Here is a 21,319-nt window from a genome sequence, read left to right on the forward strand (position 1 = left end):
TCTAATAGTCAAGACGCTGAGTCTGGCAAATAGCTCGGCTACCGTGGTTCACGGCTCAGACAATCTCAGATCTTCTGAACAATCAGAACGTCTTGGTAATCGGCAAAGCTCATTTCTTTGTAGCCCAATATACGGCAGTCAGCTCGGGCCTCGACTCGATTGATAGCCCAGGACGGCGCTGTGTAGGAGCCACCGTAGCTTTGACCGTACATCCGCGACCACAACGGGCAAGAAAAATAGCCGAAGCCGCGACGCATGAAATGCCTGTTTATCGCCTTTTTCTGATCTAACGTAGTTGTGTATTCAAATTTCATAAATAAGTGCCTAAGGAGATGTCGCCTAATATATTGCCTCCGCAAGCTATGAGCATGATTATACTGTAGCAGATCGTGACTGACGCAGCTTCGTCCATGGAGCGTCACGACAGCGAGCCCCGACGGGCTCAGCGCCTCTATGAAGTAGTTCAAGGCCCAATCAAACATGGGTCGGTCGAAATGCGTAAGCAATGATCCACAAAATATCAGATCGAATTTTTGACTTGACATGCCTACATAATCTTTCTGAAAAGAAAATTTTCTTACGTTAAATCTATCAATAACAAATTTTTCTTTTTCTTGATCGATGTCCGCCACGAATAGTTCGCTATCGGGTAGGAATTTTGTCAAATGCCGCGTGACGCGTCCTCCGCCACAGGGCAAGTCGAGCACAGACCCAAAATCACCCCGCCCCGCCAACAGCATGGCCTCGGCAATGATTCTCACCGCCGATCGGCCAACCTTCAGATATTCTTCAAGTCCATCATCAGATTTGAAATGCATGTCGTCGTTTTGAGCGACGGAAGGATCAATAAATGATGATGAATAGCGCTGCCAACGCTGCATGATATCGACTATGACGTTATCCGCGGGCGGATTTTGCACAATCGGAGGATTTTGCCATATTTTTATTGGTATACGTTGAGAACTTTTCGCGTACTCCACCGACATTAAAGCATTTTCCGAGTTCAGTATGGGCCAATTCGTCCGCCTTTTTGTGTGGCGGCACAATTTTACGATAATACGTAGCTTTCGCAGGTTATGCGAGACGCGGTTGTTCTCAATGAGACATGCCTCTTCACGGCGGCGGCACAGACATCCGCAGAATACTTTTGTCTGATTTCAGCACTATATGCAGTAAGACTCGCGCAAGATTAAATGCCGAATCGTCTTGGAGGCCTGATCTATAAATGCTCTCCCTCGACCACCTCGTCGTCGTCGCGCCGGATCTTGCGAAGGGCGTAGCGCATGTCCGCGACTGCCTCGGACTCGGCATTCCGGAAGGCGGGCGCCACCGCGAGATGGGCACCCGCAACCACCTGCTGCGCCTCGGCGAGGCGACGTTCCTAGAGGTGATCGCCGTCGATCCGGAGGCACCCGTCCCGCCCCGCGCCCGCTGGTTCGGCCTCGGCGACGCCGCGCAGGTACGGGCGGACTGGGATTCGGGCCGGCGGCTGCGTGGGTTCGTCGCCCGCACCGACGTGCTCGACGGCGTGCTCGCCGCCCACGGTGACCTCCTCGGGCAGGCCGCCACGATGACCCGCGGCGCGCTGTCGTGGCGCTTCGGCGTGCGTCCGGACGGGGCTTGGCCGGCGGGCGGTGCCGCGCCGTACGTGATGGATTGGGGGCCTCGCGGGAACCCCGCCGCCTTTATGCCGGATCTCGGCGCCCGCCTCGAAGCCATCGTCCTGACGCATCCGGAGCCGGACGGCGTGGCGAAGCTTCACGCCGCCCTCGGCCTCGCCGCTCCCCCGACCGTCGTGGCAGGTCCTGGCCCGCGCTGGAGCGCACGGATCACGACACCATCCGGTGTCCGGACGCTGACCTGAAGCGTCGACGGACCCTCCTCGCCGGCCTGATCGGGAAAGTGACCGGCGAGGAGGGCCTGGCCGAGACTCGAAAGCCGCGGCACGGGCAAACTAGCAGCGGCGTTCCGCGATGCGGTGGCAGGAAAGGCTCACCCCGCACGGGAATCGCGCCGGATCCCGCCGAAACGACGTCACGTGTGCGCGAAGATGTCGGTCTCGGGCCAGCCGTCGAGGTCTAGGCGCGCCCGGGTCGGCAGGAAGGCGAAGCAGGAAGCGGCGAGCTCGGTCCGGCCCTCGCGAGCCAGCATCGCGTCGAGCCTCTCGCGGGCGGCGTGGAGGTGGAGCACGTCGGAGGCCGCGTAGTCGAGCTGCGCCTGAGACAGGCTCTCGGCGCCCCAGTCGGAGGATTGCTGCTGCTTGGACAGATCGACGCCGACGAGTTCGCGGACCACATCCTTGAGCCCGTGCCGGTCGGTGTAGGTGCGGGCGAGTTTCGAAGCGATCTTGGTGCAGTAGACCGGCTGCGGCATGATCCCGAAGGCCTTGTACAGGACCGCAACGTCGAACCGGGCGAAGTGGAAGATCTTCAGCACGTCCGGATCCGCCAGGACGCGCTTGAGAACGACCGGCTCCGGGCCGGCCTGCGGGATCTGTACGACGTCGGCGGTGCCGTCACCCGTGGAGATCTGCACCACGCAGAGCCGGTCGCGGTGGGGATTGAGCCCGAGCGTCTCGGTGTCGATGGCGACCGCGCGACCCGCGTCGTAGGTGGCGGGCAGGTCGCCGCGGTGGAGGCGTACAGTGGGGCTCGGCATGTTTTTCAGACCTTGAGGGTTTTCGGCCGGTACCATCGGTGCCAAGTGCCGGCAAGCCCGAGGCAATTCGCGCCCGGCCCGAGGACGGAGAGGCGGACATGACGGCGGCCGAGGTGATCGCGATGCTGGGGCTGAAGCCCCATCCGGAAGGCGGCCACTACCGCGAGACCTTTCGCGACCCCAGGATCGTGGACGGTCGCTCCGTCGGAACCGCGATCTATTTCCTGCTCGATCTCGGCGAGGTCTCGGCCTGGCACCGGGTGGACGCCACCGAGATCTGGCACTGGCATGCCGGCGCGCCGCTGGTGATCACCACGAGCCCCAACGGCCATGACGCCGCCGCGCAACATCTCGGGCCGGATCTCGCCGCCGGGCAGCGACCGCAATGCGTGGTGCGTGCCGGCCATTGGCAGACGGCCACCAGCCTCGGGGCCTGGACGCTCGTGGGCTGCACGGTCTCACCGGGCTTCGACTTCGCGGGCTTCGAGATGGCCGCGCCCGATTGGCGGCCGACGCCGCGCGCATAGCTGTCCAGGCAGACCAAAAGACAAGGGACCGAAGGATCCGGTCAGATCAGGCTTCCCCCGGGCGATCCCGCGTTCAGCGATCGGCCTGCTCGCGCCACGAGCTGCGCGAACGCCATCGCGGCAGCCGAGGCCTGGGTCTGCGTCGGGAACGCCCGGTCCGACTCGGCGACCGTCGCGTCGGTGTCATCCAGAAGCACCCAGGTCCAGAGATGCCGGCCGGTCGCGCGAATCTTGAAGTGCATGGCGGGCTCGCGAGCTACGTCATGCTTCGATGATGCACCGCGAAAAGGCTCGACGCGTTAATGGCTTGGCCTGCGCAACAACCTGTGTCGGCTAAGCGAAGGCTTGTGCCCGCTATCCCCGCAGAGCACAGGCGGGCATACGGCCGCTCGCGGGCACGCGCAGGGGCGCTGCCGCGCGAGGATCATACCTGAGGCGCGGCATCGCGCCCGGGTCGGGTCGAGATGTTCGGATCGCGCCGCGCCGTGCATGCAGCGGCACGCGGGAGCCCCGGAGCGTCGGCAGACCTATGCCGCCGGACGCAGCGACAACGCCGCACGCACCACCGCGTCGGCGTGGAAATGGTGCAGCATGTGGCCGGCTCCCGGCAGGAGCTCGAACGTGGCCGGCGGCATCAGGCCGGCGGCGCGCCGCCCGTGGACGAACGTGTTCACGACCAGATCGGCGCTGCCGCACACGAAACGCGCCGGTGCGCGCGCGGTCGGGTAGGACAGAACGCTGCGCGTGAGCGCCGGCCAGAGCCATCCGGCATCCTCGCCTTCCGCGGTGATCTGCGCGGGCCGTGCGGCGAGGTCGAAGGGGAAGCGGCGGGCGAACGTGTCCGGCATCGCCTTGGGGAAGAACATCGCGTTCCAGAGCAGCGGAAGCAGCGCCTTGTCGCTTCCGGCGCTCAGGAGTCTGGACAGGAGATCGCCGCCGAACGGCAGCGCCCGTGGGCCGAACAGCACGTGCTCCAGGCGGGGCTCGGGGAAGCAGATCGGTGCGACGGCGACGACGCCGGCAATCTCCTCCGGGTGAAGCATTCCGTAGGCGAGGGCGACCGCCGCGCCGAACGAGTGGCCGACGATCACCGGACGGTGCACATCCAGGCGCTGCACCGCGTCCCGGATCCGGGCGGCCTGATCCCAGATATCGGCCGCGCGTCCGCGAGGGCGCAGGCTGAAGCCGTGCCCCGGACGGTCGACCGCGATCACCCGGAAATGCTCCGCCAGCGCCGGCACCGGCCCGAGCCACATGTCCTCCAGGCACATCAGCGTGCCGTGGATCGCCACGAGATCGGGGCCGCGCCCGGTTTCCGCGTAGGCGATGGTCCGGTCTTCGGAGAGCTGGACGATCCGGCGCGGGACGACCCGCGGGTCGCGTTGCGCGTCCGACGCAGGTCGGCTCGGACCGGGCAGAGTGTCCATCACAAGGGTCAACTACAGAGGCCGACGGCGACCGGGCGCGTTGCTGAGCACGGCCAGCGCGGTGGCCGCACCAATGCCGACGAGGCCTGCCGCCGCGGCGAGCGGGTGCAGCGTCGCCCGGGTGTATGCGCTGGTCCGCATGACGGGGAGCGGCGGGTCGCCGCGCATCTCGCCCGCCGCCACCGGCGCGTGCAGGGCCCCATCCGGATTGCGGGGGGCGCTCGCGCGCTTTTGGAGCGCGATGATCGCCGGGGCGAGATAGTCGTAGGCGCCGGGCGCGAACTCCTTGCCGGCCGTAAAGGCCTTGCCGGCGCCGCCCACGAAGATGTCGCGCTGCGGGTGCACCGCCGCGTGCAGGATGGCGTTCGCGACCTCCTCGGGCGGGTAGATCGGCGGTGGCAGGCTGGGCTCGCGGTCCATGTAGTTGCGCGCGCGCTGGGGCAACGGGGTGTCGATCGAGGCCGGCTTGATCAGGGTAACCGAGACCGGGTCCTTCTCGTACATCAGCTCCATGCGCAACGCGTCGGTGAAGCCCTTCACCGCGTGCTTCGAGGCCGCGTACATGCCCTGGAACGGGAAGGCGAGGTCCGAGGCAATGCTGCCAACGTTGATGAGCGCGCCGCCATGCTGGCGCAGGTGCTCGGTCGCCACCAGCGACCCGTAGACCGTGCCCCAGAAGTTGGTCTGGATCAGACGCTCATGGTCGGCATCGCTGATCTCGCGCAGCCGGCCATAGATCGAGCCGCCCGCGACATTCACCCAGGTGTCGAAGCCGCCGAAGGTCGCCTCCGCGCGGTCGGCGACGGCCTGGACGTCCGCCCGGCGGCCGACATCGGCGACCACGTCGATCGCCTTGCCGCCGATTCCCTCGATCTCGGCCCGGATGCGCGCCAGGGCATCGCCGCTGCGCGCCGCCATGACGACGCGGGCGCCGCGCTCGGCCGCCATCCGCGCTGTGGCCAGCCCGATGCCCGACGATGCGCCGGTGATCACGATGACCTGCTCGCGGAGCGGCTTGTGCTTCATGAGTCTCCCCCGGTGTCTCGATATGCGGCTGCCATCCGCGAGGGACGCGACCACACACCTGCTATTCACCGGGAGGGCTTCATGGTTCCAGATACTGGGAGGGTGTTTGCGTCGCAGGGCGCGATTTCGGTCAGCGCCCGTAGATATCCTCGACGCGGATGATGTCGTCCTCGCCGGTATAGGAGCCGACCTGCACCTCGATCAGCTCCAGCGGGATCTTCCCCGGATTGGCCAGTCGGTGCATCGACCCGATCGGCAGGTAGACCGCCTCGTTCTCGTGGACCAGAACCACCCGCTCGTCGATCGTGACCTCGGCGGTGCCGCGCACCACCACCCAGTGCTCCGCCCGGTGGTAGTGCTTCTGCAAGGACAGGCGTCCGCCCGGCACCACCTGGATCCGCTTCACCTGGAACCGCTCGCCGATGTCGATCCGCTGGTACCAGCCCCACGGCCGGTACATCCGTAGATGCGCGTCCGCCTCCGGCTCACCTTTCGCCCGCAGCGCGGTCACCAGCTCCTTCACCTGCCCCGAGCGCGCCTTAGAGGCCACCAGCACCGCGTCGGGCGTGGACACCACCACCACGTCCTCCAGGCCCACCACGGCGGTCACGCCGTCGCCCTGGCTGTGGACCAGGCTGTTCTTCGTCTCGATCAGCGACACCCGGCCCCGCACCGCATTGCCCGCCTCATCGTGGTCCAGGACCTGCCAGACCGCGTCCCAGGTGCCGACATCCGACCAGGGGAACGACACCGGCAGCACGCCAGCCTGGGCGGTCCGCTCCATCACCGCGTAGTCGATCGAGATCTTGGGGGCCTGGGCGAAGGCCGCCGCATCGAGGCGCACGAAATCGAGGTCGGTGACCGCGGCCTCCAGGGCCGCGCGCGCGGCCGCGAGCACGTCCGGCACGAACGCCTCCAGCTCGGCCAGCATCAGGTCGGCGCGGAAGAGGAAGTAGCCGGAGTTCCACAGCGCGCCCTCCGCGATCAGCGCTTCGGCGCCGGCCCGGTCGGGCTTCTCGACGAAGCGGGCGACGCGGGCCGCGCCCGGCGCCTCCGTGATCGGCTCGCCGCGGCGGATGTAGCCGTAATCGGTGGCGGGGCGGTCCGGCTCGAGGCCCAGCGTCATGGTGTAGCCCGCCTGCGCGCCGGCGGCCGCGCGCACCACGGCGTCCACGAAGGCGGCCGTGTCGGGCACGACATGGTCGGCGGCCATGATCAGCACGACCGCCTGCGGGTCGGCCGCCGCCGCGTGCAGCGCCGCCACCGCCACCGCGGCGGCCGAGTCGCGCCCCTGGGGCTCGAGCAGGATGTCGGCGGCAAGGCCGAGCTGATCGCGCTGCTCGGCGACGATGAACCGGGCCTCGGCCGAGGCGATCACGGTCGCCTTCGCGAACACGGCCGCGTCCGACACCCGCGCGAGGGTCGCCTGGAACGTCGAGCGCTCCGCGTCCACCAGCCGGGCGAACTGCTTGGGCATGCTCTCCCGCGAGGCCGGCCACAGCCGCGTCCCCGTCCCGCCGCACAGGATCATCGGGTGGATGACAGCAGAGGCCCGGGACATGATGACGTCTCCCGATAGGATCGGCGGGCAGCCCGCATGGCCTGGGCCCGGGCCGCTTCGTAAAGCTTTGGCACGCCATCGGCGACCGTTTTCCGGATGTGGCCTTAACGTCGGACCCGGGGCGGAACAATCCTGCGCGGATTGTCCGCGTCCGGCCGGGCTGGCCCGGCGCCGGCGGATCGTTATCTGTTCTTCTGCATGAGCTCATCCGCCCAGATCCACCCGAGCGCCGTCGGAACACCCCGCCGGATGCCATCCGTCGAGCGCTTGGTCGGCAGTGCGGCGGCGGCCGATCTGGAAGTTTATGGGCGGACAGCCTTCACCGACGCGATCCGGGCCGTGCTGGCCGACCTCCGCGCCGCGGGTGGCCCGGTGCCGGACGAGCCGGAGATCCGGGCTGCCGCGTGCGCGCGCCTCGCTGCCGAGCGACGCCCCTCCCTGCGGCCTGTGTTCAACCTCACCGGGACCGTGCTCCACACCAATCTCGGTCGCGCCCTGCTGCCGCGCTCGGCCGCCGAGGCGGTCGCCGCCGTGATGGTGCAGGCGAGCAACCTGGAATTCGATCTCGAAACCGGGGGCCGGGGCGAGCGGGACGACCACGTCGAGGGCCTGATCTGCCGCCTGACCGGTGCGGAGGCCGCGGTGGTGGTGAACAACAACGCGGCCGCGGTCCTGCTGGTGCTGAACGCGCTCGCCACGCGCAAGGAGGTGGTGGTCTCGCGCGGAGAGCTGGTGGAGATCGGCGGCTCCTTCCGGGTGCCGGACGTCATGATCCGCGCCGGATGCCGTCTCCGCGAGGTCGGTACCACAAACCGCACGCATCTCGGCGACTACGCGGAGGCGATCGGCCCGCGCACCGGCCTGGTGATGAAGGTGCATCCGAGCAATTACGCGATCGCGGGCTTCACCGCCGCCGCCGACCCGGCCGCCCTGCACGCCCTCTGCCGCGAGCGCGGTGTGCCGCTTGCCGACGATCTCGGCAGCGGCAGTCTCGTCGATCTCACCGCCTACGGCCTTCCGGCCGAGCCCACCGTCCGGGCGGCCCTGGCGCGGGCCGACGTGGTGACGTTCAGCGGCGACAAGCTCCTCGGTGCGGTCCAATGCGGCATCGTGGCCGGCCGGAAGGACCTGATCGCCCGCGTCCGCAAGAACCCTTTGAAGCGGGCCTTGCGCGTCGACAAGATGACCTACGCGGCCCTTGAAGCGGTGCTGCGCCTCTATCTCCACCCCGAGCGGCTGCGGGCGGAGCTGCCGACCCTGCGGCTGCTGACCCGCGACCGCGCGGCGATCGCCGAGCAGGCGGAGCGGCTCGCGCCCGCGGTGGCGCAGCGGCTCGCCGGCAGCGCGACGGTCTCGGTGGCAGCGTGCATCAGCCAGATCGGCTCCGGCGCCCTGCCGGTCGAGACGCTGCCCAGCGCCGCGCTGGTTCTCCATCCGGATCCGGGGGGCGGAGCGGGCCGGCGCGGCGCCGGCGGTCGGTGCAAGCGGCTGGCCGAGCGCCTGCGCGGGCTGCCGATACCGGTGATCGGCCGGATCAGCGACGATACGATCGTCCTCGACCTTCGGACCCTGGAGGACGAGACCGGGCTCCTCGACACCCTGGCGGCGCTCGCGTCGCCAAATAGTGAGTCACGATCCCAACCCGGTTGTTAGGAAATCGTAACGCTCGGCTGGACCTTGTGCGCCGGCTTCGCGTGTTATGGTATGATGACAAACCCGCGGTCGCGGTCGAGAGTGGCGGTGCCTGGACCGCGATGGGCGAACGATATGGCGTACACTGCCGACACGTTAGAGGCGGAGCGAGAGTCGGACCCGCTCCTCCTGGATAATCAGCTTTGCTACGCGCTCTATGCGGCCGCACACCGGATGACCAAGTCGTACCGCCCGTTCCTGGAGCGGCTCGGCCTGACCTATCCGCAATATCTCGTCCTTCTGGTCCTGTGGGAGCAGGACGGCGTCACGGTTTCCGAGATCGGCCGGCGGCTGCGACTCGATTCCGGGACCCTCACGCCGGTGCTGAAGCGGCTGGAAGGCGCGGGCTTCCTGCTCCGCACCCGCCGTCAGTCCGACGAGCGCGAGGTCGAGATCGCGCTGACGCCGAAGGGCTCGGCACTCCGCTCCGAGGCCGTCTCCGTCCGTGAGAGCGTGATGTGCCAGCTCGAACTGAGCGAGCCCGAGATCCGCGCCCTGCGCAAGGACCTCAGCCTCGTCATCGACCGCCTGAGCGTGGGCGAGTGACGGCTCCGCGCAGCGGGCCGCAGCCTCCCATCATCGGCGCAGGCGGTTGCCCAGGACGAAGCCGTAGAGCCCCATCAGGATGATGCCGACCGCGCCCTCGAGGCCGACCAGCAGGTTGGTGACGCGGCCGGTGGGCTTCAAACCGATCTCCGGCGGGTTGGCGGTCATCATGTTGAGCGCGCTGTAGCTCAGGAGATCGAGGGGATTGTAGGTCGGGCCCGCCTCCGGCCCGTCCAGGATGAACAGGCCGCCGGTCAGCCCGTAGAGGCCCGCGAACACGACGATCAGCAGGGCGAAGGCCCGGGCGATGCGCGACAGGCTCTCGCCGTAATCGCACAGCCACTCGACGAAGCGGTCGGCGGTCCAGCGGTAGCCGTGCCGCAGAACGCCGGTCCAGTCCCGCTCGGTCCAGGCGGCCAGCGCCTGCCGCCCGGCATGGAAACGTCCCATCCGGCGGCCCCGCTTGTAGGCCCAGCTCGCCGCGTCATGGCTGCCGATGCTCTTCCAGTTCTGCTCCAGGGCCAGATAGCTCGCTTGTGCGGCTTCGTAGGCGCCGGCCACCTCCTCGCCGACCGCGCCGCCGAGCTGCTCGACGCTCATCCGCGTGCCGTTCAGCCACGCGCCGGAGAAGCGGGCGTGCCGGAGGCGGCAGGTGCCGAGATTCAAGCGCACCAGATCGGTATCCGACAGGTCAGCCCCCGACAGGTCGGCCCCGTCGAGCTTCGCCCCGGTGAAATTCGCCCCCCGCAGCCGCGAGCCCGCCAGACTCGCCTTCGTCAGGCTGGCGCCGGCAAAATCCGCGTGGGTGAGGTTGGCATCCGCGAGCTTGGCTTCGTCCAGGCGGGCCTCGCGGAACACCGTGTCGTCGGCGTCCGCCCCGGAGAAATCTGTGCCCCAGAGATCGGCGCCCGCGAAATCCGCTCCGTCGAGGAGCGCGCCGGACAGGTCGGCGAACCGCATCGCGGCCTGGCCGAAGCGCGCATCCTCCAGCATGGCGCCGACGAACTTCACTTGGCCCGCGACCGTCCCGGTGAAATCCGCGCCCGATAGGTCCGCCTCGGAGAGGTCGGCCTCCTCCAGGATGGCGCCCGTGAAGCGGGTCGAGCGCCCGACCACCCCGCGGAGCGTGGCCCGGCGCAAATTCGCCCCGGCGAGGTCGGCCTCCTCCATCCGGGCGCCGGAGAGATCGGCCCCGGCGAGCGGCAGGCCGCCGGACTCGGGATCGGCGGTCCCCGCCTCAGCGGCCAGCACATCGGGGCACGCCCGCAGATGCGAGAGATCCAGCCCCGGCGCCCGCAGGGGCGTCTCGGCCGCGATCCGGTCCAGGAGGGCGAGCAGACGCGGATCCGCGTAAGCGTCCGGTCGTGCGTCGGGTGGGGTCGCCTGGTCCATGATCGTTCCTTGCCGGAAGGAGCGACCGCGCGCCAGACGCTCCTCTCAGCCCAAGCGGGCCGCTGCGGTCACCCGGACGGTGATCGCCTTGGCGGCGGGCGTCTTGGACTGCTCGTCATGGTGCCAGAGCGGCAGCAGGACGTTCAGCTCGGGGTAGTAGCCGCCGCAATTCCCTTCCGGAATATCGTAGGCCACGACCCGGAGCCCGCCGACACGCCGCGGAACCGAGTCGTCGGCCTCGGTCTCCACGTCGACGCCGCCGCCATCCTTCAGTCCAAGCCGGGCAATGTCCTGCCGGTTCATGAACAGCACGTCGCGGGTGCCCTTCACGCCGCGGAAGCGGTCGTCGTAACCGTAGACCGTGGTGTTGAACTGGTCGTTCGACCGGAGGGTGATCAGGTCGAGCACATCCGGGCCGCGGGCCGGCAGGTCCGGGTCGGCTTCCAGGCCCGCCGGCACGGCGAAATTCGCCTTGCCGGTCTCCGTCTCCCACTTCCGGTCGCGGGCGCCCAGGGGCTTGGTCAGGCCGCCGGGCTGGAACATCCGCCCGTTCAGGTCGTGGAACACCTTGGGATAGGTTGCCTCGATGGCCACGCGCACCCGGCCGTAATCGGCGACCCAGGAATCCCAGTCGATCCGCGGATTCGGCGGCAGGGTCGCCTTCGCGATCTCCGCCACGATCCAGGGCTCCGAGCGCAGGTGTGGGCCGACCGGGTCGGAGACGCCCCGGGAGCCGTGGAAGCGCGCGGTCGAATCCTCCATCGAGACCACCTGCGGGCCGCTCGCCTGCCGGTCGATCTCGATGCGGCCGAGGCAGGGCAGGATGTAGGCCACCGCCCCGTTCACGAGATGCGAGCGGTTGAGCTTGGTCGAGATCTGGACGGTCAGCCGCTGCCGGCGCCAAGCCGGCTCCATGCGGCCGGTATCGGGGACCGCGCGCAGGAAGTTGCCGCCCAGCCCGATAAAGGCCTTCACGCTGTCATCGAGGATGCCCTCACAGGTCTCGACGGTGTTGAGCCCCTTCTCCTGCGGCGGCTCGAAATCGTAGAGTTCCTTCAGCTTGTCGAGGGGCGCCAGTTCCGGCTTCTCGGTGATGCCGACCGTGCGCTGACCCTGCACGTTGGAATGGCCGCGCACGGGGCAGATCCCGGCTCCGGGTTTGCCGATATTACCCCGCAGGAGCAGCAGGTTGACCAGCATCCGCACGGTCTCGGTACCTTTGCGGTGCTGCGTGAGGCCCATCCCGTAGATGCCGATCACCGCCTTGGCGCGGGCATAGGCTGCGGCCGCGGCTTCCAGGGCAGCCCGGGTGAGCCCGGAGCGCCGCTCCAGCGCGGCCCAATCCTGCCCGTCGCAGAAGGCGACGAAATCCTCAAACCCGTGGGTGTGCTCGGCGATGAAGGCGTGGTCGAGCACGCCGGGCCGGCCAGACGCGGAAGCCTCCCGGTCCATGGCGAGCAACGCCTTGCACAGGCCGGTGATCGCCGCGAGATCCCCGCCCGCCTTCACCTGATGGTACTGGGTCGAGATCTTCGTGGAGGACCGCGTCAGCATCTCCACCGGCGATTGCGGATCGGTGAAGCGCTCCAGCCCGCGCTCGCGCAGCGGGTTGAAGGTGATGATCTGCGCACCGCGGCGGCGTGCCTCCTGGAGCGGGTGGAGCATCCGCGGCGCGTTCGACCCGACATTCTGGCCGAAGAAGAGGATCAGGTCGGTGTCCTCGAAATCCTCCAGGAGCACCGTGCCTACGGGCGCGCCGATCGATTGGGGCAGCGCCACCGAGGTCGGCTCGTGGCACATGTTGGAGGAATCCGGCAGGTTGTTGTTGCCGTAGAGACGCGCCAGCAGCGCCCACATGTAGCTGGTCTCCAGGGAGGCCCGGCCCGAGGCGTAGAACACGACCGATTTCGGGTCGGCCGCGCGCAGGGCCTTCAGCTCCCGCCCGATCTCCGCCATCGCTTCGGCCCACGAGACGGGGCGATAGCGGTCGGTCTCGGGATCGTAGCGCAGGGGATGGGTGAGGCGGCCCTGCTCCTCCAGGGCGTAATCGCTCCAGCCGAGCAGCTCGGTGACGGTGTGGGCCGCGAAGAAGTCCGGGGTCGCACGCCGCCGTGTCTGTTCCCAGGCGGTCGCCTTGGCGCCGTTCTCGCAATACTCGAAGGCGAGCGGCTTGGCGGGCTTCGCCCAGGCGCAGGACACGCACATGTATCCGTCCGGCTTGTTCTGCTTCAGCAGCATCGCCGAGCCGGTGACCGGCACACCCTCACGCGTCAGGATCTCGACGAGGGAGCGGGCCGAGCCCCAGCCGCCCGCCGGGCCGTCATAAGGCTCGATCCGTACGTCGCCGGTTTCTTGTTCAGCCATGCCGTCCTCCCGTCCGGCACGCCAACGACCGGACGAGGGAAACGCGCGAGCCGGGAAACGGATCACGGGCGCGTCACCGCGGCCGGGCCGGCTTTGCTTATGGATGTCCCGGATCTAACGTCGACTCGTCCACATAAGAGCACAGGAGGAGATCGTGGCCAGCGTCGACGTCGAGATGGTGAAGTGTGCCTGCCAGGACTGCGTCTGCGTGATCCCGGTCGCGAAGGCGGTGTCCCGGGACGGGAAGGCCTATTGCTGCGACTCGTGCGCCGACGGGCACACGGATCACGCCGGCTGCGACCATGCCGGCTGCAGCTGCCACGGCTGAGGTCGATTGGGCGTCCAGACCGCGCGGCGGGAGCGCCGCGCGCCGCGTCAGGAGACGGCCGTCAGCTTGTCGGCCATGGACTGGTCCTTGTCACGGCGCGTGGAGAAGATCAGCGTGAAGAAGGTCCGCTGGACTCCGAGTTCCGCGAGCTTCGCCTCGCACCGCTCGGCGAGCGCGCAGATCTCGGAGAGCTCGCCCTCGATGTTGGTGCCGTTGGGGTGCATCGTGGCGGTCAGGCCGCTCGACTCGATGATCGCCTTGATCGCGCGTACGTAGGGCGAGACCGACGGACCGACGCCCATCGGCACGATGCAGAGGTCGGCCGAAACCTTCATGATGTGTGCCTGATCCGGAAGAGGCGCGACCCGGCGCGGCGACCGCGGCCGGCGGCGCGGGCTGGAGCGGGTGAAGGGAATCGAACCCTCGTATTCAGCTTGGAAGGCTGCTGCTCTACCATTGAGCTACACCCGCGCGGTCGGAGCGTTAGCACGCCGACCCGCGCGTGAGAAGGTGGCTCAGCCAAGCCCGAGCGCTGCGCGCGCCTCGGCGGGCGTCGCGACACGGCGGCCGTGGCGGGCCACGGCCTCGGCGGCGAGCCCGACCAGCTCGGCGTTGCTCGCCGCCAGACGGTCCTTCGCCACCCGGATGTTGTCCTCAAGCCCCGTGCGCACCGCGTCGGCGCCGCGAGCCAACGCCCAGTCCATCACCACCGCCTGATTGCGGCCGATCCCGGCGGCGGTCCAGGTCGCCTCGGGCAGGATCCGCCGCGTCTCGGCGAGCAGGATGTCGAGGAGGTGCTCTTCGGCCGGCATGGCGTTCTGGACGCCCATCACGAACTGCACGTGCGGGCGCGCGTCGATCAGGCCCGCCTCGATGAGGCGCTTGGCGCCGTGCAGGTGCGAGAGATCGAAGATCTCGATCTCGGGCCGGACGCCGTGCTGCTTCATCTGGCTGGCGAGTTCGGTCACGAGGCTCGCGGAATTCTCGTAGACGATGGTCGGGAAGTTCACCGAGCCGGTGGACAGGGAGGCCATGTCGGGCCGGTGCCTGAGCGAGAGGCCACGGGCAGCCGGGTCGCGCCCGCGCCCGCCCGTGGAGAACTGCACGATCATCCCCGGGCAGTGCTGGCGCAGCCCCTCCTGCACGGCGGCGAACTTGTCCGGGTCGGAGGAGGGCGACTCGTCGTCGTTGCGCACGTGGATGTGGCAGAGCGTGGCACCCGCCTCGAAGGCCTGATGCGTCGATTCGATCTGCTCGGCCACTGTGACGGGCACGGCCGGATTGTCCTTCTTGCGAGGGACCGAGCCCGTGATCGCCACCGCGATCACCACGGGTGCGTCGCTTCGGGATGCCGCCATCCGTTTATTCTCCCTGCCTCATCCCCTCGCGCCGTCCGGGATAGCGCCGCGGGTCGCGGATCTGAACCGACCGGCGTGCGCATCGGGTCCGTATGCGGGACATCTCCGGCCGGATGACATCCTGCCCTTGTGTCTTGCCGGCGCTTGCCGCACCTCTCGGGCCGCGAGGCACACGATGAACGACACGATCCTGGTCCTGAACGGGCCGAACCTGAACCTGCTGGGCAAGCGCCAGCCGGAGATTTACGGCCGCGAGACGCTGGCCGATGTCGAGGCCCTGTGCCGCGAGACCGCCGCAGGCTTCGGGCTCGCGGTCGAGTGCCGCCAGAGCAACGCCGAGCACGTGCTGATCGACGCGATCCAGGAATTCCGGGTCGGCTCGGCCGGCATCGTCATCAACGCCGGCGCCTACACCCACACGTCGGTGGCGATCCTCGACGCGCTCAATACCTGCGAGGTGCCGGTGATCGAGTGCCACATCTCGAACGTCCATCGCCGCGAGGCCTTCCGCCACCATTCCTACATCTCGCTCGCGGCGACGGCCGTGCTGGCGGGGTTCGGGATGCACGGCTACGCTCTGGCGATCCGGCACCTCGCGCATCTGCGGGCCGGCAAGACCGCTTGAAGTGAAGCGCGGATAGCGCGCCGCGCAGGGTTGACGCTGGCGGAGACAGGGCGGAGGAGGGCGGTCAGGCCCTTATTCAACGCGTTCTCTCCGGCCGGACTGGTCTTCAAGCCCCGGAGAGCACCAAAGCGGAGCGCGCACGCCGCATGACCAGCCCCTTCCTGCCCCTCGACCGGCAAGTGATCGCCCGCGAGGCGGCCAAGATGTTCCTCGAGATCGGCGCGGTGCTCTTCTACAAGGACGAGCCGTTCAAGTTCACCTCCGGCTGGGCGAGCCCGGTCTACACCGACAGCCGGAAGATCATCTCGTTCCCGCGCCTGCGCTCGACGCTGATGGATTTCGCCACCGCCACGATCGTGCGCGAGATCGGCTACGAGAAGCTGACCCACATCGCGGGCGGCGAGACCGCCGGCATTCCCTTCGCCGCCTGGATCGCCGACCGGATGATGCTGCCGATGCAGTACATCCGGAAGAAGCCCAAGGGCTTCGGCCGCAACGCCCAGATCGAGGGCGAGATCGTCGAGGGCGCCCGGACCCTGCTGGTCGAGGATCTCGCCACCGACGGGCGCAGCAAGGTCAATTTCTGCAAGGCCCTGCGCGATTCCGGCGCCCAGGTCGATCACTGCTTCGTGTTGTTCTACTACGACATCTTCCCCGGCAGCGCCGCGCTGATGGAGGAGATCGGCATCAAGCTCCACTATCTCACGACGTGGTGGGACGTGCTGGCGGTGGCCAAGGAGATGGGCACCTTCGATCCGAAGACCCTGGAAGAGGTCGAGCGCTTCCTCAACGCGCCGGCGGAGTGGTCCGCGGCCCACGGCGGCATCTCCGCCTTCGGTCAGGCCTGAGGAGTTTCGCGATGGGCGTCGCCGAGCTGTTCCCCGCCGAGCGCCAGGAGGCAAAGCCGGTCGACCGGATCACGATCCGCCGCCCGGACGACTGGCACATCCACCTGCGCGACGGCGCGATGCTGAAGGCGGTGCTGCCTTACACGGCGGCGCAGTTCGCCCGGGGCATCATCATGCCGAACCTCGTGCCGCCGGTGACCACGGTCGCGGCCGCGCAGGCCTACCGGGAGCGCATCCTCGCCGCACTCCCCGGGGGAATGGATTTCACGCCGCTGATGACCTGCTACCTGCGGGACGACACCGATCCGGATGAGATCGAGCGTGGCTTTCGGGACAAGGTCTGGGTCGCCGCCAAGCTGTACCCGGCCGGCGCGACCACGAACTCGCACGCGGGCGTCACCGACCTCAACGGGATCGCGCCCGTGCTGGAGCGGATGGAGCGGATCGGCATGCCGCTCCTGATCCACGGCGAGGCGACCGACCCGGAGATCGACATCTTCGACCGCGAGGCCGCCTTCATGGAGGGCAGCCTGATCCCACTGCTCGGCCGCCATCAGGGGCTGAAGGTCACCGTGGAGCACGCCACCACGGCTGAGATCCTCGACGTGGTCCGCGAGCACCGGAGCCGGTGCGCGGCGACGATCACGCCGCACCACTTGGTGATCAACCGGACCCACATCTTCCAGGGCGGCCTGCGCCCGCACCTCTACTGCCTGCCGGTGGCCAAGCGCGAGCGGCACCGGCTGGCCCTCCGCAAGGCCGCGACCTCGGGCGAGGCCTGCTTCTATCTCGGCACCGACACGGCCCCGCATGTCCGCGGCGCCAAGGAGGCGTCCTGCGGCTGTGCCGGCGTGTTCTGCGGGCCTTCCGCGCTCCAGACCTACGTGCAGGTCTTCGACGAGGAGGGGGCACTCGACCGGTTCGAGGCCTTCGCGTCGCTCAACGGTGCGCGCTTCCACGGCCTGGAGCCGAATGCCGGGACCTTGACCCTAGAGCGGCGGCCGGGCCGGGTCGCCGAGGCGGTCGCGGTCGACGACACGACCGTTGTGGTGTTCCGGGGCGAGGAGACCCTGCCCTGGTCGGTGGCGTAATCACCTAGGGCAAGGTCTGCGCACCGTCATTGCGCGCGCAGCGAAGCGACTCAGGGCAGCGCGAGGCTGAACCCGCGTTGCGCTGCTGAATTGCTTCGCTCCGCTCGCAAAGACGGTCACCGATCTTGCATCGCGGCGTGGTCGGTGCAGCCCACCAGATCGAAGGAGCGGTACGATGCAGGACGCGCGACCGGACGGCATCACGGCCATGGGCGCGGTGGACCTCGCCGCCGCCATCCGCGGCCGGATCGTCTCCTGCGCCGAGGTGATGCGCGCCTATCTGGACCGGATCCACAGGATCAACCCGCAGGTGAACGCCATCGTGGGGCTGCGGGACGACGCGGCGCTACTTCAGGAGGCGGATGCCGCGGATGCCGTCCTGGCGCGCGGTGAGGCGGTCGGACCGCTCCACGGTTTTCCACTCGCCGTGAAGGACCTCGATCCCGTGCGGGGCCTGCGGTTCACGCAGGGCTCGCCGATCTTCGCCGACCGGATCGCCGACACCGACTCGATCATGGTGGCCCGGCTTCGCGCCGCCGGAGCGATCTTCATCGGCAAGACCAACATCCCGGAATTCGGCCTCGGATCGCACAGCTTCAACCCGGTCTACGGGACCACCGCCAACGCTTACGATCGCGACAAGTCCGCGGGCGGGTCGAGCGGCGGCGCCGCGGTCGCGGTGGCCCTGCGAATGCAGCCGGTCGCCGACGGCAGCGACCATGCCGGATCCCTGCGGAACCCGCCGGCCTTCAACAATTGCTACGGCCTGCGCCCGGCCTGGGGGCGAATCCCAGCCGAGGCCAAGGACGTGTTCAGCCCCGGCCTCGGCGTGCTCGGGGCGATCGGGCGCACGCCCGCCGATATCGGCCTGATGCTCTCCGTCCAGGCGGGCTACGACCCGCGCAACCCGAACGCGATCCGTCAAGACCCCTCCGCCTTCGCCAGCCCGCGCGCCCGAGATTTTCGCGGCGCCCGCATCGCGTGGCTCGGCGATTTCGGCGGGCAGATCCCGTTCGATCCCGGTGTGCTGGAACTCGGACGCTCCGCACTGACGACCTTCGTCGAGCTGGGCTGCATCGTCGAGGAGGCGGTGCCGCGCTACGATATGGAGCGGCTCTGGCAGGATTGGCTGGTGCTGCGGGCACTCACCGTCGCGGCGGCTTTGCGCCCGTTCTACGATGAGCCCCGCCATCGGTCCCAGCTGAAGCCGGAGGCCGCCTGGGAGGTTGAGCGCGGGCTGGCGCTCACCGCCGACCAGATCATCGCCGCCCTCGAGGGCCGCACGCGCTGGTACGAGACCTTGCGCCGGTTCATGGCGACTTACGATTACCTCGTGATGCCGACGGCGCAGGTCTTCCCGTTCGACAAGGCTCTGCGCTGGCCCGAGACGGTGGGTGGGCGCCGAATGGATACCTATCACCGCTGGATGCAGACCGTGATCCCGGTGACCATGGCGGGCTTGCCGTCCCTCGACGTGCCGGCCGGGTTCGGAGAGGCCGGACTGCCCACCGGCATCCAGATCGTCGGTCCCAACCACGGCGAGCTCGCCTGCCTGCAACTCGGCACAGCCTACGACGCGGCGAGCAACTGGGTCCGCCGCTACCCGCCGCCGGTGTCGTGAAGGCGCGGAAGCGGCTCGAAGCACCGAAACGGCACGACAGAGCCGTTGACCCGCTCCCCGCTCTCCGCTAAGAGGCCCGACACTTCACGCGCGATCCGTTGCAATCCATGCTGGATTGGTCGGCCGCCGCGGGGCGAGTTCGGATATCCGATGACCACGATCCTTATTGTAGCGGTAGCGTCACCGACGGGGCGGCCCTGAGCTAGGGCCGCGGTCCGAGCGGTGGCGCATGCAGGGTCCCTCGGGGCCCTTTTTTGTTGCCTGCGTCAGGGCAGCATGGGATCGGCGCAGACGGGATATCGACGCGAAGGGCACGTTCGGGCGAGGCGGAGACCGCCTCGCGGGACGAAGGTGCAGTGAGAGAGGACGGGGCAGGGCGGCGATCCGAGGATCGCGGTGGCTCCGGAGAGCGCGAGGAGACGAGCATGAGCGGCGAGGTCATGACCGGGGCCGAGATGGTCATCCGGGCCTTCCAGGATCAGGGTGTCGACACGCTGTTCGGGTATCCGGGCGGCGCAGTACTTCCGATCTACGACGCGCTGTTCCACCAGAACGCCGTCAAGCACATCCTCGTTCGCCACGAGCAGGGCGCCGTCCACGCGGCGGAGGGCTATGCCCGCTCCTCCGGCAAGGTCGGCTGCGTCCTCGTCACCTCGGGCCCCGGCGCCACCAACATCGTCACCGGCCTGACCGACGCGATGCTGGATTCGATCCCGCTGGTCTGCATCACCGGCCAGGTCCCGACGCACCTGATTGGCACCGATGCCTTCCAGGAATGCGACACGGTCGGCATCACGCGCCACTGCACGAAGCACAATTACCTGGTCAAATCGATCGACGACCTGCCGCGCATCCTACACGAGGCGTTCTACGTCGCGGCCAACGGCCGGCCGGGCCCGGTGGTCGTCGACCTGCCCAAGGACATCCAGTTCGCCTCGGGGCTCTACGAGCGTCCTGAGATCGCGAGCCACAAGACCTATCGCCCGGCCGTGAAGGGCGATTCCGACCGGATCCGCGCCGCCGTCGAATTGATGGCAACGGCGCGCCGGCCGGTCTTCTACACCGGCGGCGGCGTGATCAACTCGGGCCCGGAGGCTTCGCGCCTGCTGCGCGAGCTCGTCCGCGAGACCGGTTTCCCGGTCACCTCGACCCTGATGGGGCTCGGCGCCTATCCGGGCACGGACGATAAGTTTCTGGGCATGCTCGGCATGCACGGGACCTACGAGGCCAACCTCGCGATGCACGAGTGCGACGTGATGATCTGCGTCGGCGCCCGGTTCGACGACCGGATCACGGGCCGGCTCGACGCGTTCTCGCCGTTCTCGAAGAAGATCCACATCGACGTCGACGCGTCCTCGATCAACAAGGTCGTGAAGGTCGATGTCGGCATCGTCGGCGACTGTGCCTCGGTGCTGGCCGACATGCTCGAGGCGTGGCGCGCCCTGCCGTCGCGGCCGGATAAGTCCAACCTCGATTCGTGGTTCCAGAAGATCGCGACTTGGAAGGCTCGGGATTGCCTAGCCTACTGGCCGTCCGGCACGATCATCAAGCCGCAATACGCGGTCCAGCGCCTCTACGAGGCCTGCAAGAGCCGCGAGACCTACATCACCACCGAGGTCGGCCAGCACCAGATGTGGGCCGCCCAATACTTCAAGTACGACGAACCGAACCGCTGGATGACCTCAGGCGGCCTCGGCACGATGGGCTACGGCCTGCCGGCCGCGATCGGCACGCAGCTCGCGCACCCGAACGGGCTGGTGATCGACATCGCCGGCGAGGCCTCGATCCTGATGAACATGCAGGAGATGTCGACGGCGGTGCAGTACCGCTTGCCGATCAAGGTGTTCATCCTGAACAACGAGTACATGGGCATGGTCCGACAGTGGCAGGAGCTGCTGCACGGCTCGCGCTACTCGCAGAGCTACTCGGAGAGCCTGCCGGATTTCGTGAAGCTGGCCGAGGCCTACGGCGCCAAGGGCATGCGCTGCGAGAAGCCGGGCGACCTCGACGGCGCCATCGCCGAGATGCTCGCCCATGACGGCCCGGTGATCTTCGACTGCATCGTCGACAAGACCGAGAACTGCTTCCCGATGATCCCGTCGGGCAAGGCGCACAACGAGATGCTCCTGTCCGACTACCTCGGCGAGACCGGCGTCGAGCTCGGCGACGTGATCTCCGAGGAAGGCAAGATGCTGGTGTGAGGGCGGGCGGCCCGGTGTCAAAGCCGGGCCGCGATCCGCCGCTGCGGCGGCGAT

General features: G+C 68.3%; 20 protein-coding genes and 1 tRNA gene. 10 read left to right on the forward strand and 11 right to left on the reverse strand.

Annotated features, from left to right (window positions below; all coding sequences use genetic code 11):
* Positions 1-65 precede the first annotated feature (65 nt).
* The gene (locus AC3WSN_RS28230; RefSeq protein WP_492542460.1) at positions 66-986 is read right to left on the reverse strand and encodes a methyltransferase domain-containing protein; all 921 of its coding nucleotides are present in this window, start codon (positions 984-986) and stop codon (positions 66-68) included.
* Between the two features lie 239 nt (positions 987-1,225).
* On the opposite strand from AC3WSN_RS28230, the gene AC3WSN_RS28235 reads away from it, so the two are divergent.
* Positions 1,226-1,864: a VOC family protein gene (locus tag AC3WSN_RS28235; RefSeq protein ID WP_492542462.1), complete on the forward strand. Its 639-nt coding sequence runs from the start codon at positions 1,226-1,228 to the stop codon at positions 1,862-1,864.
* 170 nt (positions 1,865-2,034) lie between these two features.
* Here the strand turns inward: AC3WSN_RS28235 and AC3WSN_RS28240 are convergent, their stop codons facing one another.
* On the reverse strand, positions 2,035-2,658 hold the full coding sequence (locus AC3WSN_RS28240; RefSeq protein ID WP_492542464.1) for a ribonuclease D: 624 nt from the start codon (positions 2,656-2,658) through the stop codon (positions 2,035-2,037).
* Positions 2,659-2,756: 98 nt separating this feature from the next.
* Here AC3WSN_RS28240 and AC3WSN_RS28245 point away from each other — a divergent pair, with 98 nt between their 5' ends.
* Positions 2,757-3,185 (forward strand): cupin domain-containing protein, encoded by a 429-nt coding sequence (locus tag AC3WSN_RS28245; RefSeq protein WP_492542465.1) that lies wholly within the window; start codon positions 2,757-2,759, stop codon positions 3,183-3,185.
* 41 nt (positions 3,186-3,226) lie between these two features.
* On the opposite strand, the gene AC3WSN_RS28250 is transcribed toward AC3WSN_RS28245, so the two are convergent.
* The 4 genes from AC3WSN_RS28250 to AC3WSN_RS28265 all read right to left on the reverse strand — a co-directional run bounded on the left by AC3WSN_RS28250 (position 3,227) and on the right by AC3WSN_RS28265 (position 7,199).
* The gene (locus tag AC3WSN_RS28250) at positions 3,227-3,427 is read right to left on the reverse strand and encodes a hypothetical protein (RefSeq protein WP_492542467.1); all 201 of its coding nucleotides are present in this window, start codon (positions 3,425-3,427) and stop codon (positions 3,227-3,229) included.
* A gap of 285 nt (positions 3,428-3,712) precedes the next feature.
* Entirely contained in the window at positions 3,713-4,612 is a 900-nt protein-coding gene (locus AC3WSN_RS28255; RefSeq protein ID WP_492542469.1) for an alpha/beta fold hydrolase, read from the reverse strand.
* A 12-nt stretch (positions 4,613-4,624) separates the two neighbouring features.
* Positions 4,625-5,638, reverse strand: a complete 1,014-nt coding sequence (locus AC3WSN_RS28260) for an SDR family oxidoreductase (protein ID WP_492542470.1) — start codon at positions 5,636-5,638, stop codon at positions 4,625-4,627.
* 130 nt (positions 5,639-5,768) lie between these two features.
* A complete protein-coding gene (locus tag AC3WSN_RS28265) occupies positions 5,769-7,199 on the reverse strand; it encodes a mannose-1-phosphate guanylyltransferase/mannose-6-phosphate isomerase (RefSeq protein ID WP_492542472.1) in 1,431 nt (476 codons plus the stop codon).
* A gap of 249 nt (positions 7,200-7,448) precedes the next feature.
* Here AC3WSN_RS28265 and selA point away from each other — a divergent pair, with 249 nt between their 5' ends.
* Together selA and AC3WSN_RS28275 are read left to right on the forward strand one after the other, a co-directional pair.
* Positions 7,449-8,852, forward strand: a complete 1,404-nt coding sequence (selA, locus tag AC3WSN_RS28270) for an L-seryl-tRNA(Sec) selenium transferase (RefSeq protein WP_492542474.1) — start codon at positions 7,449-7,451, stop codon at positions 8,850-8,852.
* Between the two features lie 114 nt (positions 8,853-8,966).
* On the forward strand, positions 8,967-9,437 hold the full coding sequence (locus AC3WSN_RS28275) for a MarR family winged helix-turn-helix transcriptional regulator (protein WP_192706502.1): 471 nt from the start codon (positions 8,967-8,969) through the stop codon (positions 9,435-9,437).
* A 30-nt stretch (positions 9,438-9,467) separates the two neighbouring features.
* Here the strand turns inward: AC3WSN_RS28275 and AC3WSN_RS28280 are convergent, their stop codons facing one another.
* Together AC3WSN_RS28280 and AC3WSN_RS28285 are read right to left on the reverse strand one after the other, a co-directional pair.
* On the reverse strand, positions 9,468-10,829 hold the full coding sequence (locus AC3WSN_RS28280; RefSeq protein WP_492542476.1) for a pentapeptide repeat-containing protein: 1,362 nt from the start codon (positions 10,827-10,829) through the stop codon (positions 9,468-9,470).
* 45 nt (positions 10,830-10,874) lie between these two features.
* Positions 10,875-13,193 carry an FdhF/YdeP family oxidoreductase gene (locus tag AC3WSN_RS28285; protein ID WP_492542478.1) on the reverse strand — a complete coding sequence of 773 codons (2,319 nt, stop codon included), beginning with the start codon at positions 13,191-13,193 and terminating at the stop codon, positions 10,875-10,877.
* A 154-nt stretch (positions 13,194-13,347) separates the two neighbouring features.
* Between AC3WSN_RS28285 and AC3WSN_RS28290 the strand changes: the two genes are divergently transcribed.
* Positions 13,348-13,521 (forward strand): metallothionein, encoded by a 174-nt coding sequence (locus AC3WSN_RS28290; protein WP_492542480.1) that lies wholly within the window; start codon positions 13,348-13,350, stop codon positions 13,519-13,521.
* Between the two features lie 47 nt (positions 13,522-13,568).
* On the opposite strand, the gene AC3WSN_RS28295 is transcribed toward AC3WSN_RS28290, so the two are convergent.
* The 3 genes from AC3WSN_RS28295 to AC3WSN_RS28305 form a co-directional block, all read right to left on the reverse strand.
* The gene (locus tag AC3WSN_RS28295; RefSeq protein ID WP_192706506.1) at positions 13,569-13,856 is read right to left on the reverse strand and encodes an MTH1187 family thiamine-binding protein; all 288 of its coding nucleotides are present in this window, start codon (positions 13,854-13,856) and stop codon (positions 13,569-13,571) included.
* 62 nt (positions 13,857-13,918) lie between these two features.
* Positions 13,919-13,992: transfer RNA gene (locus AC3WSN_RS28300), tRNA-Gly, on the reverse strand.
* Positions 13,993-14,036: 44 nt separating this feature from the next.
* The gene (locus AC3WSN_RS28305) at positions 14,037-14,879 is read right to left on the reverse strand and encodes a 3-oxoadipate:acetyl-CoA acetyltransferase (RefSeq protein WP_192706507.1); all 843 of its coding nucleotides are present in this window, start codon (positions 14,877-14,879) and stop codon (positions 14,037-14,039) included.
* Between the two features lie 175 nt (positions 14,880-15,054).
* On the opposite strand from AC3WSN_RS28305, the gene aroQ reads away from it, so the two are divergent.
* The 5 genes from aroQ (at position 15,055) to AC3WSN_RS28330 (ending at position 21,265) form a co-directional block, all read left to right on the forward strand.
* A complete protein-coding gene (gene aroQ / locus AC3WSN_RS28310; protein WP_492542482.1) occupies positions 15,055-15,504 on the forward strand; it encodes a type II 3-dehydroquinate dehydratase in 450 nt (149 codons plus the stop codon).
* 146 nt (positions 15,505-15,650) lie between these two features.
* Positions 15,651-16,352: an orotate phosphoribosyltransferase gene (locus AC3WSN_RS28315; protein WP_238193924.1), complete on the forward strand. Its 702-nt coding sequence runs from the start codon at positions 15,651-15,653 to the stop codon at positions 16,350-16,352.
* An 11-nt stretch (positions 16,353-16,363) separates the two neighbouring features.
* Positions 16,364-17,443 carry a dihydroorotase gene (pyrC, locus tag AC3WSN_RS28320; RefSeq protein ID WP_492542484.1) on the forward strand — a complete coding sequence of 360 codons (1,080 nt, stop codon included), beginning with the start codon at positions 16,364-16,366 and terminating at the stop codon, positions 17,441-17,443.
* A gap of 175 nt (positions 17,444-17,618) precedes the next feature.
* Complete coding sequence (locus AC3WSN_RS28325) at positions 17,619-19,064, forward strand: amidase (RefSeq protein WP_492542486.1); 1,446 nt, start codon at positions 17,619-17,621, stop codon at positions 19,062-19,064.
* 425 nt (positions 19,065-19,489) lie between these two features.
* A complete protein-coding gene (locus AC3WSN_RS28330) occupies positions 19,490-21,265 on the forward strand; it encodes an acetolactate synthase 3 large subunit (protein WP_492542488.1) in 1,776 nt (591 codons plus the stop codon).
* Positions 21,266-21,319: the final 54 nt, after the last annotated feature.

The sequence above is a fragment of the Methylobacterium sp. FW102-HT35C08 genome, assembly GCF_058790235.1.

Excerpts from the sequence above, each read along its gene's own strand:
- pyrC (WP_492542484.1), top strand. The coding sequence starts at position 16,364 with ATGGGCGTCGCCGAGCTGTTCCCCGCCGAGCGCCAGGAGGCAAAGCCG.
- AC3WSN_RS28235 (WP_492542462.1), top strand. The coding sequence starts at position 1,226 with ATGCTCTCCCTCGACCACCTCGTCGTCGTCGCGCCGGATCTTGCGAAG.
- AC3WSN_RS28230 (WP_492542460.1), bottom strand. The coding sequence starts at position 986 with ATGTCGGTGGAGTACGCGAAAAGTTCTCAACGTATACCAATAAAAATA.
- AC3WSN_RS28330 (WP_492542488.1), top strand. The coding sequence starts at position 19,490 with ATGAGCGGCGAGGTCATGACCGGGGCCGAGATGGTCATCCGGGCCTTC.
- aroQ (WP_492542482.1), top strand. The coding sequence starts at position 15,055 with ATGAACGACACGATCCTGGTCCTGAACGGGCCGAACCTGAACCTGCTG.
- AC3WSN_RS28240 (WP_492542464.1), bottom strand. The coding sequence starts at position 2,658 with ATGCCGAGCCCCACTGTACGCCTCCACCGCGGCGACCTGCCCGCCACC.
- AC3WSN_RS28275 (WP_192706502.1), top strand. The coding sequence starts at position 8,967 with ATGGCGTACACTGCCGACACGTTAGAGGCGGAGCGAGAGTCGGACCCG.
- selA (WP_492542474.1), top strand. The coding sequence starts at position 7,449 with ATGCCATCCGTCGAGCGCTTGGTCGGCAGTGCGGCGGCGGCCGATCTG.
- AC3WSN_RS28260 (WP_492542470.1), bottom strand. The coding sequence starts at position 5,638 with ATGAAGCACAAGCCGCTCCGCGAGCAGGTCATCGTGATCACCGGCGCA.
- AC3WSN_RS28305 (WP_192706507.1), bottom strand. The coding sequence starts at position 14,879 with ATGGCGGCATCCCGAAGCGACGCACCCGTGGTGATCGCGGTGGCGATC.
- AC3WSN_RS28295 (WP_192706506.1), bottom strand. The coding sequence starts at position 13,856 with ATGAAGGTTTCGGCCGACCTCTGCATCGTGCCGATGGGCGTCGGTCCG.
- AC3WSN_RS28280 (WP_492542476.1), bottom strand. The coding sequence starts at position 10,829 with ATGGACCAGGCGACCCCACCCGACGCACGACCGGACGCTTACGCGGAT.
- AC3WSN_RS28245 (WP_492542465.1), top strand. The coding sequence starts at position 2,757 with ATGACGGCGGCCGAGGTGATCGCGATGCTGGGGCTGAAGCCCCATCCG.
- AC3WSN_RS28265 (WP_492542472.1), bottom strand. The coding sequence starts at position 7,199 with ATGTCCCGGGCCTCTGCTGTCATCCACCCGATGATCCTGTGCGGCGGG.
- AC3WSN_RS28255 (WP_492542469.1), bottom strand. The coding sequence starts at position 4,612 with ATGGACACTCTGCCCGGTCCGAGCCGACCTGCGTCGGACGCGCAACGC.
- AC3WSN_RS28325 (WP_492542486.1), top strand. The coding sequence starts at position 17,619 with ATGCAGGACGCGCGACCGGACGGCATCACGGCCATGGGCGCGGTGGAC.
- AC3WSN_RS28250 (WP_492542467.1), bottom strand. The coding sequence starts at position 3,427 with ATGCACTTCAAGATTCGCGCGACCGGCCGGCATCTCTGGACCTGGGTG.
- AC3WSN_RS28285 (WP_492542478.1), bottom strand. The coding sequence starts at position 13,193 with ATGGCTGAACAAGAAACCGGCGACGTACGGATCGAGCCTTATGACGGC.
- AC3WSN_RS28315 (WP_238193924.1), top strand. The coding sequence starts at position 15,651 with ATGACCAGCCCCTTCCTGCCCCTCGACCGGCAAGTGATCGCCCGCGAG.